Origin of the sequence: Dysgonomonas sp. 25, assembly GCF_010501075.1 — a bacterium.
Taxonomy (GTDB): Bacteria; Bacteroidota; Bacteroidia; order Bacteroidales; family Dysgonomonadaceae; genus Dysgonomonas.
In genome coordinates this window covers 208,357-225,239 of sequence record NZ_QVMN01000004.1, presented here as the reverse complement: position 1 = coordinate 225,239, position 16,883 = coordinate 208,357, and the positions used below count along the sequence as shown (strand labels likewise).

The following is a 16,883-nucleotide window of genomic DNA, read 5'->3' as shown; positions in this document are numbered from 1 at the left end:
GTTATCCATAGATTGAACTCTACCTCCCCCAAAGCCTCAATTAACATTGACTCACCTTCGTTCGTCGGACGTTGTTTCGAGGAGCGCAGAAAACTCCAAACCTCTACTTATTTTTGAGTGTTTTCTGTCGGGTTACTTTTTCTCGCAACTTGTTACTGTCCGTAGTGCGAAATAACTCGTAACTGATAACCCCGTCAACTATTTCAATATTGATAAACTTATAGATATAATTTCAGCTGCTGATTATTATTTAATAAAAAACAATCCAATGTGTCCGAAAGAGTGCGCGTATCCAGTTTTTTAAGGAATGCTACTTTCGCAAGCAATAATCCCGAATAGACATAAAGTTGAAAGACAATTTACTGAATAACAAGCGGATGCCCTTAGGGTGTGTATGTGAATAATCAGACATCTTTTACTCTATCTTCAACATTGGATTGTCATTTTTTCTTGCAAATATGATTTTTACTATTCTATAGCTCTTCTTTTACCTGTTTTCTTAATCCATAAAAAGTTACTATTTTATAAGAAGTACTATGAGTCAGACGTTTGTGACCTCTCTTTGAATCTCAAATATTCTGTTCTAATAAATAACTCTTTACAAAGGTAGACTTTTTTATAAAATATACAAATATTACAAAAATTATTTCGCAATCACGTATACAATCATAGGTGCACGTTTTACGATGTAAAGGGCGCATTATCGTTATGTAAAATGCTGTTATTTCAGATCTTTCCCCTTTATGACAAGGACGTTTTTCTCGTCCACATAAAGAAGGGGAAGCACCTCTTTATTCTCGTCCCACAAAGGATTTTTCTTATGAATAATACTTGTCGGATATGCAATCACATAACAATCGGCATCTACAGATTGGACGTGTTGTTTTTGCACCTTATTTTTATAGAGCGAAAGCGTATTTTCATCGACACTGATTTCTTCAGCCAATTGTTTTGCAAAAAATGCATTGTGCCTTTTCTGCCCAAGAGTAAACACCAGGCATGTATAACCGTTAATTGTAGTTACCGGTTGAGCCAGACATACCCGGAAGGTTTCCGGATGATTAAATTTTGCGTCCCGTATATGTTTTTTTACCGCCTTCATCCATATCGTGCCCAACAAAAAGACAAGAACAAATGGAATGGAGTAGAAAGTTACCAGCATTTCAGCCTTAGTAAGGTAAATCAGTCCGGCTAATCCCAAAAAGAGCAATAAAGAGGGAGGTATAAACGAATAATTTTTCCACCAGCCGGTTTGCTTCAGGTATTCTTTCTTGAAAATTGTTTTATCTTCTAATTTTACACAGTCAGCAGCTTTCATATGCATACATTTATTATTTGCTTTGGTATTTCTATGTGTCGTTGAATGTACAAAGGTAATATCGTTTTCACCATTAACACTTCTAAAAATCATAAAGAAACTAAAATATCAAAATAACTATCACTTTTCTATAGATAAATTAATCAAAGAAATATACACTTTTTATATTCTTTTTTTATGAAAATAGACCTTTTCGCAAAATCTCATTTAACATTCGCTGCTTTTTATGTATATTTGTGTAAATTTTAACGAAACAACGTGAAAGTCAAAATACGTATCTGCTTATGCTTATTCATCTGCTCTGTGCTTTTCTCGGCATGCGGCGACGATGATTACGACGGGTATGTTGTTCAGTTGTTAGGCGAATGGGAATACAAAGACACTCAATTCAATATAGAGACCAATAATACGGAAGCTACACAGCTTTTAAAGGATTACATTAACACGCAAGAAGAAACTGAAACCGGCAACATTCTTTCGTGCAAAGAATACAAAGGCCGTTATTATCATTACTCGTATTACAAAGACAACGAAGATCAAGTGTTGACCGAAGGGATTTATATCGTATATGAGAAAAATCTGTCGGTAGGCGGCCTGCCCGGCATGTGTAGCATAGAAATGGCCGATTCGGACAACACACTCCATATCACGTATGATATGGCGAAGAATCTTTCGCGCGAAAAGCTTGTCGATTTATACCGGCAAGCAGGGGTAGGAAATCCCGAGGGCATAGAAACGAAGACAATGACTATTTTAAAAACGTTTACCCGTAAGAATAAATAATCCGATGTGAGGCAAACCAGTATCAACAATAAGGATTGAATATGTATGAGAGTGTCGAATACAAATATTGTGCGGTTTTCGCATTACCCCTTTATTTGTTTTTCCCACTTGCAGCAACGATGATTACGACAGACACATTACCCGGATAGCAGACGGGATGAAATATTTGTCCGTTGACACGGAAAGGAAAAGTGAGTTACAATTGTGATTTACCGACAAAAAGAGCCGATTCGTCTACGAAACACTCTATTTCGTCTCAAAAAAAATTCACCTTTGCCTTTTACCACTAATTTCGTACTCCATACATAGATAAACGAATCGAATAATCACACAAAAAAGAAAAATTAAGTATTTTATGAAAGTAGCAAACACATATCTCGTGCAGCTTTTCGCACTCGTTCTTATTTGTCTTTTCACCGCATGTGGCGATGATGGGAACAACGAATTGCCAATTCCTAAAGGATTGATCAGCGAATGGGTAGTAACATCCTACGAGATAGACATAAAGAGTAACAAATCCGAATCTGATAGCAAACTACTCGGCGTGTTCGGACTGATGACCGACCGCAATGCAACCTATACTTTTACCGCCGACAGTAAATTAACGATCGACTACAGCGAGTCGGATAACAGAATATTCAACGACATAACGACCGGGAAATTCTATTTATATCCCAACAACGAATTGCTGATGAACATGAGAGCGCCAAGTAGCGAAAACTATTTCATCTTATTCTCTCTTGTGGCATGCAAAATGGAACTTCAGGAGAATGATATGGTACTCACATGGGACTACAAGTATAACTTCAACAATAACCCCGAATACTACATCAGCTACTTCGATATACGGAATACGAACTTCGAAAGAGTCACAGTAGTAAAGAGATTACGTAGAAAATCAGCTTATTAAAAGATAAAAAGAACGCTGGTTCTGTCTTGAAAACAATGGGGTTGCTATCATAAAGAAGCAACCCCGTTATTGTATATGATAAGAGAACCGTTATTTCAGCAATTCCAACGTTTTCAGCAGGTAATTATAGAAAGGCTCAACTGTATCTATTTCGACAAACTCGTCAGGCGAATGCGCATTCAGGATAGTCGGCCCGAACGATACAATATCCAAGCCCGGCGTGCTGGAAAGAATGATACCACACTCCAATCCGGCATGAACTGAAACGACTTTCGATTCTTCACCAAACATATCCTTATACAAATCTGCCATCACCTTCAATGTCTTCGAACCGGCATTCGGCTGCCATCCCGGATAAGGATTTTCGATACTTACTTTTGCTCCTGCAAGCATAAACACACTTTCGAGCGAAGAGCAAATCTCATCTTTACGTGTTTCGGACGAACTGCGGGTCAGAATCTTCACCTCCAATTTGCCCGGCTGCGATTTCACCGAAGCCAGATTAGTAGACGTCTCCACCGTTCCGGCAAAGATAGAATCGGTCAACACACTGATTACCCCATTCTGGCAACCCACAACGGCATTGATTACGCTATCCTGTATTTCTTCCGGCATAAGCGTCGCTGGCATATCAGCCGGCACAGCCACCAATGAGATATTGTTTTCGGTAGCCTTATACTCGTTGCGATAAGTCGTCTCATATTCTTTCACCAAAGCAAGAAAATCCTCTTTATCCTCCGGAGCCACCGTCACCACAGCAAATGCCTCGCGCGGGATAGCATTACGCAACGAACCGCCATCTATAGACGCAAGACGTACCTCGTAATTGGCTACCGCATCTTTCAGCAAGCGGCACATCAGACGGTTTGCGTTTCCGCGCCCCAAGTGAATTTCTGTTCCGGAGTGACCTCCGCGCAATCCGGTAAGGCTTACTTTGTAGGCAACATCCCCCGGCGCAACTTCCACATCTTTGTATTCCCATTCGGCATTCACATCCGCTCCTCCGGCACAACCGACACATAACTCACCCAACTCTTCCGTATCCAGATTGAGCAAGATACTACCAGTCAGAAAACCCGGCTTCAAGCCGAAAGCTCCGACCATACCTACTTCTTCGTCGATAGTAAACAAGGCCTCTATCTTTCCATGTTTCAGCGAATTATCAGCCAGCACAGCCATAGCTGCCGCCGCGCCGATACCATTATCCGCCCCCAAAGTAGTTTTGTTGGCGCGAACCACTTTGCCATCGATATGGGCATCGATAGGGTCTTTCAAGAAGTCGTGTTGTACATCTGAGTTCTTTTGCGGAACCATATCGAGGTGACTTTGCAGGATTACGGTCGGTGCATTTTCCATCCCTGCCGAAGCGGGTTTGGTGATAAGCACATTCCCTACTTCATCCTGTTTTGTGTCTAAACCCATCGATTTTCCAAAATCTACTATATATTTTTCTACCTCTTTGGTATGCCCTGTCGGACGGGGAATCTGAGTCAGCTCATAAAAGCATTCCCATAGCTTGGCCGGTTTAAGCCCTAATATGTCTTTTGCCATAGTATATATTTTATTTTATTATAAATGAATAATAACAAAGATAGCAAAATCTACCAACCCGCCTACGAGAATCCGCATGTAAAAGGAACAAACGTGTCACTTTTTCGTATTAGACCCATCACACCTGCCAAGCACTTTTATTCCTGTTAATGAATAATTTAAATATCGAAAAACTTTACAATACATATTTTTTTTGAAATACTTTTTTTGCCTTTTTTGATCACGGAGAACTTCTTTACAGGACTAATAGAGCAGTCAAGTTTTGCAAAAAAACTACATCACTGATAATCAATCGAAATTTAGTCAAAACTTGACACACTTGACAATTAACAATCGAGGAGCGTAGGCGACTCAAATTTGACGCGATACAGTGTTTTTTTTCTTGTCATTTTTTCTCCTGTCATGCTGAGCAAAGTGAAGCATCTCGCGCCGACTACGAACAGCGCAAAGCGCAACGAGCTCCCTCGCATCCGCTCGGGATGACAAAGTATATGTCAACTTGTTTACTCGTCTACTTGTCAACTTTTCTTATATAGATAAAGTTTCTTGTAACTCGTAACTTGTAACTGCCCGAAGGGCGAAGTAACTGATTAGTCGTCTTTCTTGCAACGGACGGGAAACATGCAAATGGTAGTACTCCCATTCCTTTCCATCCCAGTAGGAACTTGAGCTAAGTAGCGATGCCAGCACCATCGAGAATAAAGTCCATGGGCACTGGATGACCAAAAATAAGAAAGGCCTCCCCCCAAAGCTGAACCATTTACGACGTAACCTGTTGGAATAGCATCGAAGCCACCTTGCATTGCAGTTTTGCTACTACCTGAATGAGTAATGGTTTTCATAGCAGTACCGTGGGTACCTCGAAAGCTGCTATCATCATAAGAAAGCAAAGCTCCACCAATATCAGGGGTGGAACTAAAAGTAGCTGTTTTCAGAATAATCCCATTTTCCAAATCGGTCCACTCCTGATCGCTTGGCAAACACCACCCGGTAGGGCAAATACCTTGTATGTGCACATCCTCTTCAGCACTACCACCTTGTTCTATCACAAATCCGGGGTCGGGTGTTTGTCCGGGACCCGAACCCATATTGATAGCTGCGTACCAATTGTAGAGGACGCCCAATGTAGCGCGATTGGAAGACTGCAGAGCAGGATAATGGTAGTAAGGACTTAACGTGTGGTCGGAAGTGGATTTTTGAGTAATATTGCCTCCATCAGAGAATTTAATGGCACGTAGGTTTTCTGTCATCCATACGCCATCGTCAAAAGACACCCGTATTTGTCGCGTCTCTGTCGTTCCTGCATTCCAAATGGGGCTGGCCGGATTGCAGGAATAGCTCTTTTGCACATTATAAGTTTCTTTCTTCGTCTTATACCCTACATAGAAGCGGGCATAGTGATAAACCTGAGGTGTATCGCCAGAGCGACTATCCGTAAAAGTCCCGATATAGCCGAGAGGATAGTCTGCGGCACTTTTTCCCGCAGGCCAATCACTGGCAGGACTACTGGCATCTAAGTATTCAAAACTACGGCCGTCGGAACTGACAAACGTTAGCTGCTCCTGTATATCGGGATACTTTGTCAATGCCTGCCATTCCGAGCCGTCCCAGAGATGTACCCCCGGACAAAAACGGGTTGCCTCAGACGTTTCTTCTTTCCCGATATTATAGACCACCAATCCCACATGATCGGCAGCATTGAGCGTACCACTTGCCAATCCCATAGTTTCGGCAAGATCGGTTTTCGTTCTGATGTCCTTCAGTTCCACCCGTGGCAAGCCCAAACCTTTGGTAGACATCCCTTGGCTATCCATTTTCAAGTCCAATAGAGCACCCTTATTCGGCACTTGGTTACTTCCTATTGTTACTTGAGAGTGCAGGTTAATTGTTGTTGTTAAGAAGGCTAATATGATAATAGCCTGTGTCAAGATTTTCTGTTTCATGTTATATAAAGAATTAACCACCTCCCCCTGCCCCCTCCAACAGAGGGGGAGCAAGAAAAGATGAAGTGAATAATAAGTTTGATTGTATTTTAGCCCTACCAAACCTCCCCGTGTGGGAGGCTAAGAGAAGGATATATTCTCGTTTTTTGTTGAATGGTGGCGTAAACCCATTTCCCCCTTTGGGGGATAAAGGGGGCCGGTTATTGTCATCCCGAGTGGATACGAGGGATCTCTTTCGGTTTTTGTGTAGGGGCAGACCTATGTGTCTGCCCGATATATCGATTTGCGGGCGCACACATGCATGTATGTCCTTTTTAATTGCCTCCACTTTTAAGTGGAGGTCTCGAAGGGTTAGTTCAAAAAGGGCTTTAGCCAAATATCTTTTGACTAAAGTCACCTCCTGAAAGATGCAATCATACCCACGCCTTAAAAGGCGTGGCAACATTAGACTGCTAGCCTTGTCATCCCGAGTGACTACGAGAGATCTCGTTATAGCTTTGTATGGGGCAATAAACATTGCCCCATATATGTCGGATATTGCGGGCGAAAGATTTTTGGCTCGCCTGCGCTTCGCCGAACGATGTTTCGCCCCTACATTAATTTTGTTGACTGTTGACTGATAACTGTTGACTGAAAGATTGCCCCTCGCTCCCCCTCTTGTGGAGGGGGCTGGGGGGAGGTGTCCACGGCTGTCGCAGCCGGAAATACCCCTGACATTAACACAAGCATATTTTTCAGTAGACGAGTTACAAGTTACGAGTGACGAGTAGGGGCAAAGCCGTACAGCAGTTCGCAAGTTATCTCTTGTAACTCGTAACTGTGCGAAGCACGAAGTAACTGCCCGTAGGGCGAAGTAACTTTTCTTTGAAAATTCTTCTCTGAAACCTTGGATTAACCCGAAATATTCATTATATTCCGTGTGTGTGTGTGTGTGTGTGTGTGGAAGTCTCATTTTTTCAACTATCATGTTGATAAAACGACAATTATCTATAAATATAAAGCGATTATAACCTGCCATTATCAGATATTACATACTTATTAGCATCACAAAGAAACACATTATTCACGAAAAACACAACCTATTTCGGCTTTTTGTTTGCAAGAAGAAAGAATAGTAAAAAGATGTTATAATCCCGTTTTTATTATAAAAAAGCAATACCTTTGCAGCATATTATTTCGATAGGGCAAATAATCATCGGATAATAAATCAAAAATCTATTTGATGTGAGTTTAAATAAGCAAAATGACATAAAAAAAGACTATAACGTAACACCCTCGATCGCCAAACGGCTATTGAAGGATGCCCATAATAGCCTTTCTGCTGAAGAATTCGACAAACTGCGGAATATACTGAAAGAATCGCTGCGAAAAGGTATATACCAAAGAGGACGGAAGAGTTTCAGCCTATTGGAATCGATTGTCAATACAGCTCTTGTGGCAATGGAATATATGGGGCTGCGAAGCTCGGCCATCCTTGCTGTATTTTTGTACAACCCTGTTACCGAACATGTTATTTCCGAAGCAGAAGTAAAGAAAACTTTCGGGCAGGACGTATCGAAGATTGTCAAAGGCCTTATCAAAATAAATGACATGGAGGCAACCCAATCGGCACTCGCCTCCGAGAACTATGCCAACCTCCTCCTATCCATGGCTGAAGATATGCGTGTCATCTTTCTGATGATAGCCAACCGCCTGTATATGATGCGCAACGCGATGAGCTTCGATGAAAAGATAAGGATGAATCTCCTGACGGAAGTTTCTTATCTTTATACCCCTCTGGCTCACAAATTGGGGCTATATGCCATCAAAACCGAATTTGAAGATCTTTACTTAAAATATACCGATCCCGACTCCTATATTTTCGTCGAACGGAAAATCAGCGAAAGCCGCGAAGTCCGTGACAAATATATCAGGGAATTTATCAAGCCGATAGAAAACCGATTGAAAGATTCGGGATTGAAATATGATATAAAAGGACGCGTAAAATCGATTTCATCCATCAACAACAAGCTGAAAAAGCAACAGGTAGACTTCGAACATATCTACGACTTGTTTGCTATCCGTATCATCCTCGATTCGGAAGAAAGCAAAGAAAAAGCCGAATGCTGGCAGGTCTATTCCGTCGTTGCCGATCTCTACACGCCCAACCCTAAACGGCTGAAAGACTGGCTTTCCATCCCCAAAAGCAATGGTTACGAATCGCTGCACACAACCGTCATGGGGCCCGAATCGCGTTGGGTGGAGGTGCAAATCCGCACAAAGCGGATGGATGAAGTAGCCGAAAAAGGATTCGCCGCGCACTGGAAATACAAAGGCGTGAAAGATAGCCAGAGCAAACTGGACGAATGGCTTGCCAATCTGCGCGAAGTATTGGAAAACGATTCGCTCGGCACGGCCGAGAAGCTGGAAGCGTTCAAGCTCGACCTTTACGACGAAGAAATATACGTCTTCACCCCGAAGGGCGATTTGCACAAATTGCCGAAAGGTGCAACCGTCCTCGATTTTGCCTTTTCTATCCATTCCAAGGTAGGGGCTACCTGCGTATCCGGCTTGGTGAACGGAAAGAATGTGCCTATCCGCCACAAACTGAAAAGCGGGGATCAGATAGAAATACTGACATCGCCCAACCAATCGCCTAAACAGGACTGGCTGAACATCGTAACCACTTCCAAGGCCAAGAACCGTATCCGCCAGCAACTGAAAGAGGAAGCGAACAAACAGGTCGAGATTGCGAAAGAATTATTGGCGCGCCGCTTCAAAAATCGCAAGATAGAAGATTACGAGCCCAACCTGATGCGGCTCATCAAGAAATTAGGATTCAAAACGGTAACGGGCTTCTATATCAAAATAGCAGATGGTACGCTCGACATCAACAATGTGATCGATCAATACCTCGACTTCGGGAAGAAAGAAACGGAATTGCATGAAAAGCACGAGACAACAAGTGCCGATCAATTTATACCTCATCTGAATGAAGATGAAAAACATTCGTCCAGTGGCGAAGAACTCGTTATCGATCACAACCTTACGGGCATCGATTACAAATTGGCGAAATGCTGCAACCCGATTTATGGAGACGAAATATTCGGATTTGTCTCTTCACAAGGAATAAAAATTCACCGCAAGAATTGCCCGAACGCCAAGGATATGTTCGCGCGCTTTGCTTACCGGGTTGTGCCTGCGCGCTGGTCGGGAAAATCGGCAAGCGGCTACATCATTACGCTGCGTATTATCGGCAAGGACGATATTGGCATTATCAACAACCTCACCTCTATTATATCCAAAGAGTCGGGCGTCAGCATGCGTTCTATCAGCATCGATTCTATCGACGGGCTTTTTCAGGGAAATATGTCGGTCATGCTGAGTGACACTACTGCATTGAACGGGTTAATCAAAAAACTGAAAACCGTAAAAGGGGTAAAAGAGGTCAGCCGGTTGAACTGATTTTTTTCTGTTTTTAACAGATATTTTTTCTGTTTTAGTTGCCTGAGATTTGTTAATTTTAAAAAAAATCCTTTTCTTTGCCGCACAGAAATTAAGAATTAAACACAACATGCGTTTAATAACACAAATATATTTTACACACTAACTAAACTATTTTTTTATGAAAAAGACTTTGACGCAAGCTATGCTAATACTTTTAGCCTTTACTTTTGCGACAACACTCACCGGACAAGTAACAATAGGGAGTGACCAAACACCAAACCCCGGAGCGTTGCTCGATTTGAAAATGAACGGAACAACAACCAAAGGGATGAAGCTTCCTATCGTTTCATTAACCGATCCTGATAATTTATATCCTATGTTTACTGCCGGATCGAGCGAATATACCGGAACAAATAAAGCCGCGGAAGATGTTTTGCATACGGGATTAACAGTATATAATACAACTGCCTGTGACGGACAATTTGCGAAAGGACTGTATGTGTGGACGGGAAGCGGCTGGGAACAGGTGACAGACAACGAAGTGCTTTCGGCTGCCGAATTATATATGGTAGATACGCTACATATACCCAGTGGAATGGATGCCCGTACATCGGCCGCGCAAACGTTAAACTTCACATGGGACAGGGGTACGCACGCAGCTTGGTCATCGCTGACGAGTTCGATAGGAGGAGGACTGCAATTTACACAAGCCTATACGCATATAACACCAACAAGTTGGACAACAAGCCCTTCAGCTTTATCAGTTTATCCGGATGATATGACCAGCGCCTTGGTGACTATCTATAATCCGTGGCGTACGCGGGAATCGAAAGTGACTTTTGCTATTTATTCCGAAGAATGTCCTCCTGTAACTAAGGAGCTTGTTCTTAATCAAACCAATTATGCACTTTGGGTCAACGGTTCAGCTACACCAACCTGGATTCCTTATCTCTCCGGAACTATTCCTGTACGAGGTAACGCAACATGGCAAGCCTCTATTGTAAGTGTATCAGGAGCTACAATTACTCCAACTCTTGGTGGATCAAATAACACATTGGGTGGTAATGCAACTGATAACCTTACTTTCACGCCAACAGCCAACACTAAGTATAGTTATTCGTACATTACTATAGCCGATACCGAAATAACTAAACGCTTCGGAGATATAACTGTTCCTGTTTTGAACTGTACTGATGAGCCAGACATGGAAGGGTGGGCTATCCGAGCGGGTTTTGCCGTAGCCGATATAAATTCGATACCTGCAACAGGTGGCACATACAATGATGGAGTAAATCCGATAACAAAAGCAAATGGTATACAGCTGCATAAAGATCAAGATGGCAATATTTTTCTATCAGGTGATTTTGGAACTGCCGGGCGTTGGATGCTAAATAATTTAGCTGCCATTAGCTTTGCTTTTCCTGGACGAACAGGGGATGATAAACAAGTGAATATACCTCTGCCTACTTATCCAAGTCGCCCCGCCAATATACATGCGGCTACACCTATGTGGATCTACCCCAGCCCTGACAATTTTGACAATGCTACTGTCTATAACAATAATCCACGTTTAGGACTCCTTTACAATTGGGCTGCAGCCACTAATAGCCGTGGATATTACGATGTCGATGGAAATTTGTTACACTATTCAGGGCAGGCTAATATCACAGATGGCGAAAATGCAGCAACTCCTAATATAGATCCTCAAGTAGATAAGATACAAGGTATTTGCCCAAATGGATGGCATCTGCCGAGCGACTGGGAGTGGACTCAACTGGAAATAGAAATGGATACCAATACCAGTCAATATAGTAGTCTCGCAGATGCCAATGCATCTATAACAATAGCTGCAACAGGTTATAGAGGTTCTACTCATGGGTATGCGATGTATGACCTTTGTCCTGCACCTCTCCATACTTATTATATTTCTAATGCTGCAAGTAACATTATCTCATCTACATTACGTCCTGGGATGAATGTTATTTATAAGAATGGGTATATGCAAGGGGATTTTTTGATGACAGCTAGTGGTGAAGGATATAGTGCATGGTATAGACAAATATCTAATACAGGTGGAATACAAAGATCTGATTGGACTCGACCAAATAGCGGTTCCGTCCGTTGCAAAAAAGACTGATGTGCTTCGCACAGTTACTTCGCCCTTCGGGCAGTTACGAGTTACAAGAAACTTTATCTATATAAGAAGAGTTGACAAGTAGACGAGTAAACAAGTTGACATATACTTTGTCATCCCGAGCGGATGCGAGGGAGCTCATTACGTTGTTCATCCTCTGGTCGGGATGCTTCGCTTTGCTCGGCATGACAGAACCGTTCTTTTACTTTGTGCCCTTTGTGTAGAATCTTTGCGTTCTTCGTGGTTAAGTAATAAAAAATGACAAGGCAAAAAAACACTGTATCGTGTAATAATTGTCAAGTTTGTAAAGTATCCGATCTTTTATTCAACAATCAAAATGATTAAAAATAGAATCCATTCATAAAAAAATGCTATTTTTGTAATTCGTTTGACAAGAAATTGAATAGAAAATATGCAATATTACAGCACCAACAAACAGTCACCCGAAGTCGGACTACAAGAGGCCGTTGTCAAAGGGCTTGCGCCGGATAAGGGTTTGTATATGCCGCAAGAGATAAAGGTTTTGCCGCAATCCTTTTTCGAAAGCATCGATAAACTGTCCTTTCAGGAGATCGCCTATACCGTGGCCGATGCCTTTTTCGGGGAAGATATAGATGCCGCAACGCTCAAAGCGATTGTGTACGATACGTTGAATTTCGAAACTCCGCTGGTGCACGTCGAGGATAATATCTATAGCCTCGAACTGTTTCACGGTCCTACCCTTGCATTCAAGGATGTAGGCGGACGGTTTATGGCGCGGTTGTTAGCCCATTTCATCCGCAAGCAGGGACAAAAAGACGTCGATGTGCTGGTCGCCACTTCGGGCGATACCGGCAGCGCCGTTGCCAATGGCTTCTTAGGGGTCGAAGGTATTCATGTACATGTCCTCTATCCCAAGGGGAAAGTAAGCCCCATACAGGAGTGCCAGTTCACTACTTTAGGGCGGAACATCACAGCCCTCGAGATAGACGGTACATTCGACGACTGTCAGGCACTGGTCAAAACAGCCTTTCTCGACAGCGACCTCAACAACAAGCTGAACCTGACATCGGCCAACTCGATAAATGTCGCGCGCTTCCTGCCGCAAGCATTCTACTATTTCAATGCCTATGCGCAATTGAAAAAGCAAGGAAAAGCCGAAAATGTTGTATTCTGCGTGCCAAGCGGGAACTTCGGAAACATAACGGCGGGATTGATCGCCAAGCGTATGGGATTACCCGTGAAGCGCTTTGTCGCAGCCAACAACCGCAACGATATATTCCTGCAATACCTCCGCACGGGCGTCTACTCCCCTCGCGCATCGGTGCAGACAATAGCCAATGCAATGGACGTAGGCGATCCCAGCAATTTTGCACGGGTACTCGATTTATACGGACATTCGCACGAAGCTATCGTCAACGAAATCAGCGGTTACAGCTATACCGACGAGCAGATAAGCGAGACCGTAAAAGAGACTTTCAACAGAACAGGCTATCTGTTAGATCCGCATGGTGCATGTGGTTTCAGGGCATTGAAAGAAGGATTGGACAAGGACGAAACAGGTGTGTTCCTCGAAACAGCTCATCCTGCCAAGTTCCTCGAAACAGTGGAAGCCATTATCGGGCAGCCCGTCAGCATCCCCGATAAGTTGAAAGCCTTTATGAAAGGCACTAAGCAGCGTATAGAGATGGTAGCCGACTTTGAAGAGTTCAAGAAGTATCTGCTTCGATAACACCCATATACGGAAAAGCCTCTTTCACTAAAGAGGCTTTTTCATTGTCATTGGTCTGTGTTATTCGCTTATATAGAGCAAATATTCGCCGGGTTGCAGTGGAATAGAAGCTGTTGGCCCGGTCGTTGCGAATGTTGTTCCGGTAAAATAATCTTTCCATGTTGCCGCTTTGCCGAAGTTGACTGTCTCCGTTACGGCTTCCGTGTCGAAGTTAGCGATTGCACAGATATACGTATTTCCCGATTTCAGCAATACCGATTTAACCGGCTTGGCAAGGGATATAGTGTAATCCGACGCAGCAAAGGCATCATTCGTCTTGCGCAGGTTTATCATCTGGGCATACACATCATGCAAAGCGCGTCGTTCGGCTTCGTTGTAGTAATCCCAACGGATAGGCTTTTTATCGAGGCGTCCGTCTTCCATGCTGCTGCCTAACTTGTAGTCGTAGCCCAGTTCGCCGAATTGCCATATCATTTTCGGTCCCGGAATCGACATCAGTATAACTGCCGCCGCAGACGCACGTTCGGCTCTCGTTACAGGATCTGTAGTATCATATGTGCCATTCACTTTTCCCCATTGAGAGGTCTTATACATCAGGCGCTCCTCGTCGTGGCTTTCCATGTAGGTGACGAGATTCGGCTGTGTCCAGCCTCTTTCTTTATACGATCCCCACGAGATATCGGAGTTCCAGTTGCCGCCACCATTATCCTGCGTCCAGCCCATGGTGGCTTCGCACGAATTATGGTTGATATTGCCCCACAGCAAGATGCCGGCATCGGATAGTTCCTTCTCCTCTTCATTGAACGAGAGGTGTTCGCAGATCATCAGGGCATCCGGCTTACGCCTTTTTATCTCATTATGAATGCGTTTCAGTATATTGATACGGGCAGCATCGTAAACACTTCCCCAAGCCTCGTCGCCGCTGTTAGCGAAGCGCGTATTGGTAAATCCTTTGGTGAAGTCGAGGCGGAAGCCGTCTATCTTATATTCGCTCATCCAATAAGAGAATACACTATCGACAAACTGCTGCGTATAAGTGCTTTCGTGATTGAAATCATACCCCCATTGAGCATCCGGGTTGTCGAAGTTCGAGCGTTGGTTATACCACGGATTATCGGCAGTCGGCTGACCGGTAGATGTATCCTGATACATACGTACCAGCGGGCTTTGTCCGTAGCTGTGATTCAATACCATATCCATAATGACGGCGATGCCGTTTGCGTGGCATTCGTCTACAAAATCCTTGAAATCGTTGGATGTGCCGTAAGCTTTGTCGGGAGCGAAATAGAAAGACGGGTTATATCCCCAGCTATCGTTTCCTTCGAACTCGTTGAATGGCATCAACTCGACAGCATTCACGCCTAAATCTTTGAGGTATGAGACCTTTCCTTTGACACCTTTGATTGTCCGTTGCTCGGTAAAATCACGAATCAGAATCTCATAGATAGTCAATTTTTCGGGAGCAGCCACCTGGAAGTTATCTACCCGCCACGAATAATTATTGGGCGCAGTGCTTACTACCATCGCTATTTCGGTTGTTTTCCCCGTCGGATATTGAATCAGGTCAGGATATATGTCCGATGTGATTTCGCCGTCGTTCCACGGATCGGAAATCTTATTGGCATACGGATCGGCAATGCGGATCTTGCTGTCGATAAGGTATTGACAAACATATTCTTTATTGCTTTGGAGGCCACCTATCTTTATCCAGAAACGGTCGCCGTCCTTCGTCATTTTGTACTTGTCCGAAACCGCCCAGTTATTGAAGTCCCCAATCAGATGCACCGTACCCTTGTTCGGGGCAAAGAGGACAAACGCAAGCGAATCGTTACTGATACGGGTTATACCGTCGCGGTAATCACTCACACTACCACTTGGTGGTGGTGTTGGTTTCGGATCGTTGTCGCTATCGCTACAGGCTATAAATGATAAAGGGAGGAAGATGTACAATGCGTACAGGAAGAATTTATTCATGGTCAGTAAGGTTTTATATTTGATGTAATATCGCGTATCATCACAAAAATAACACAGATATCCTGATTTTAGTTTGTGAGTAAGCTATAAAAGTAAGCCCTAACAAAAACTACAATACATAAAATCAACAATTTACGCACACTCTATTTAGCTATAAAGTAAGGATTTTGTTATCGGAAAGGAAATAAATTATCTATAAGAAAAACTTACTTTGATACGAAATATTTTCCTTGTCTCGTATCCCGCTCTTTGAATCTTTTTAATATTTTGGCCGTAAATTCAAAATTCTTCAATCCCCAATCCGGTGCAATCAACAGCTCTTTGGGCGACTGCGAAACAAAGCGCTCGATATAAAAATCAGGATTCAGCCGTTCGGCGAAGTCGATGCAAAGGTCGATATAATCATCTACTGCGAAAAGGTCGAACCATTCGGGATGCTCTCTGAATTGGCGCGCCATAACCGTCCCCCGAATAAGTTGCAGTTGGTGCAACTTAATGGTAGTCAAAGGCAATTGCGAGATAAGGTTGGCATGCGCCAGAATCTCCTCTTTCGATTCGTGCGGTAACCCAAGAATGAGATGCGCCCCTGTCATTATTCCGGCAGAAGCCGTCTTTTGGATAGCTTCGCAGCTATCGGCAAAGGTATGCCCTCTGTTGACAAATGCCAATGTGCGGTCGAGCGTAGACTCCAAGCCGTATTCAATAAGCAGGAAAGTCCTTTTATTCAGTCCGGCAAAATAAGCAAGCAAATCGTCGGGCATGCAATCGGGGCGTGTGCCGATTATCAATCCCACGACATCCGGATACGAAAGTGCTTCTTCGTATTTTTCGATCAGCTTATCCGTAGAGTCGTACGTATTGGTATAAGACTGAAAATAAGCAAGATACTTCATCGCAGAATATTTGTGCGAAAAGAAGCGTATACCCTCTTCGAGTTGCTTGGTAACACTTTTCTCCGTAGCCCCATATCCCGGGCTAAAGCTCTGATTATTACAATAGGTACAACCTCCTACCCCTTTTACACCATCGCGATTGGGACAGGTGAAACCGGCATTAACCGATATCTTTTGTACTTTGTAGGGAAAATGCGAGGTGAGCAGTTCGCCGAATTCTCTGTAATATCCGTTTCTCAT

10 protein-coding genes are annotated in these 16,883 nt (G+C 43.3%); 5 read left to right on the top strand and 5 right to left on the bottom strand.

From position 1 onward, the window contains the following. Positions 1-721: 721 nt before the first annotated feature. Positions 722-1,318, bottom strand: a complete 597-nt coding sequence (locus D0T66_RS08600; protein WP_163356864.1) for a hypothetical protein — start codon at positions 1,316-1,318, stop codon at positions 722-724. A gap of 258 nt (positions 1,319-1,576) precedes the next feature. Between D0T66_RS08600 and D0T66_RS08595 the strand changes: the two genes are divergently transcribed. Then, positions 1,577-2,101, top strand: coding sequence for a hypothetical protein (locus D0T66_RS08595; RefSeq protein ID WP_163356863.1), 525 nt, complete (start codon positions 1,577-1,579; stop codon positions 2,099-2,101). Between the two features lie 355 nt (positions 2,102-2,456). Further along, complete coding sequence (locus D0T66_RS08590; RefSeq protein ID WP_163356862.1) at positions 2,457-3,011, top strand: hypothetical protein; 555 nt, start codon at positions 2,457-2,459, stop codon at positions 3,009-3,011. A gap of 90 nt (positions 3,012-3,101) precedes the next feature. On the opposite strand, the gene D0T66_RS08585 is transcribed toward D0T66_RS08590, so the two are convergent. Further along, the gene (locus D0T66_RS08585) at positions 3,102-4,562 is read right to left on the bottom strand and encodes an aminoacyl-histidine dipeptidase (RefSeq protein ID WP_163356861.1); all 1,461 of its coding nucleotides are present in this window, start codon (positions 4,560-4,562) and stop codon (positions 3,102-3,104) included. A 590-nt stretch (positions 4,563-5,152) separates the two neighbouring features. Then, the gene (locus tag D0T66_RS08580) at positions 5,153-6,505 is read right to left on the bottom strand and encodes an FISUMP domain-containing protein (protein WP_163356860.1); all 1,353 of its coding nucleotides are present in this window, start codon (positions 6,503-6,505) and stop codon (positions 5,153-5,155) included. Positions 6,506-7,729: 1,224 nt separating this feature from the next. Here D0T66_RS08580 and D0T66_RS08575 point away from each other — a divergent pair. From D0T66_RS08575 to thrC, 3 genes are all read left to right on the top strand, one after another. Beyond that, on the top strand, positions 7,730-9,949 hold the full coding sequence (locus tag D0T66_RS08575) for a bifunctional (p)ppGpp synthetase/guanosine-3',5'-bis(diphosphate) 3'-pyrophosphohydrolase (protein ID WP_370520781.1): 2,220 nt from the start codon (positions 7,730-7,732) through the stop codon (positions 9,947-9,949). A 160-nt stretch (positions 9,950-10,109) separates the two neighbouring features. Next, complete coding sequence (locus D0T66_RS08570; protein ID WP_163356859.1) at positions 10,110-12,068, top strand: FISUMP domain-containing protein; 1,959 nt, start codon at positions 10,110-10,112, stop codon at positions 12,066-12,068. A gap of 409 nt (positions 12,069-12,477) precedes the next feature. After that, positions 12,478-13,776, top strand: a complete 1,299-nt coding sequence (gene thrC, locus D0T66_RS08565; RefSeq protein WP_163356858.1) for a threonine synthase — start codon at positions 12,478-12,480, stop codon at positions 13,774-13,776. Between the two features lie 60 nt (positions 13,777-13,836). Here thrC and D0T66_RS08560 read toward each other — a convergent pair whose 3' ends face one another. Next, a complete protein-coding gene (locus D0T66_RS08560) occupies positions 13,837-15,750 on the bottom strand; it encodes an alpha-amylase family glycosyl hydrolase (RefSeq protein WP_163356857.1) in 1,914 nt (637 codons plus the stop codon). 206 nt (positions 15,751-15,956) lie between these two features. After that, the gene (locus D0T66_RS08555; RefSeq protein ID WP_163356856.1) at positions 15,957-16,883 is read right to left on the bottom strand and encodes a TIGR01212 family radical SAM protein; all 927 of its coding nucleotides are present in this window, start codon (positions 16,881-16,883) and stop codon (positions 15,957-15,959) included.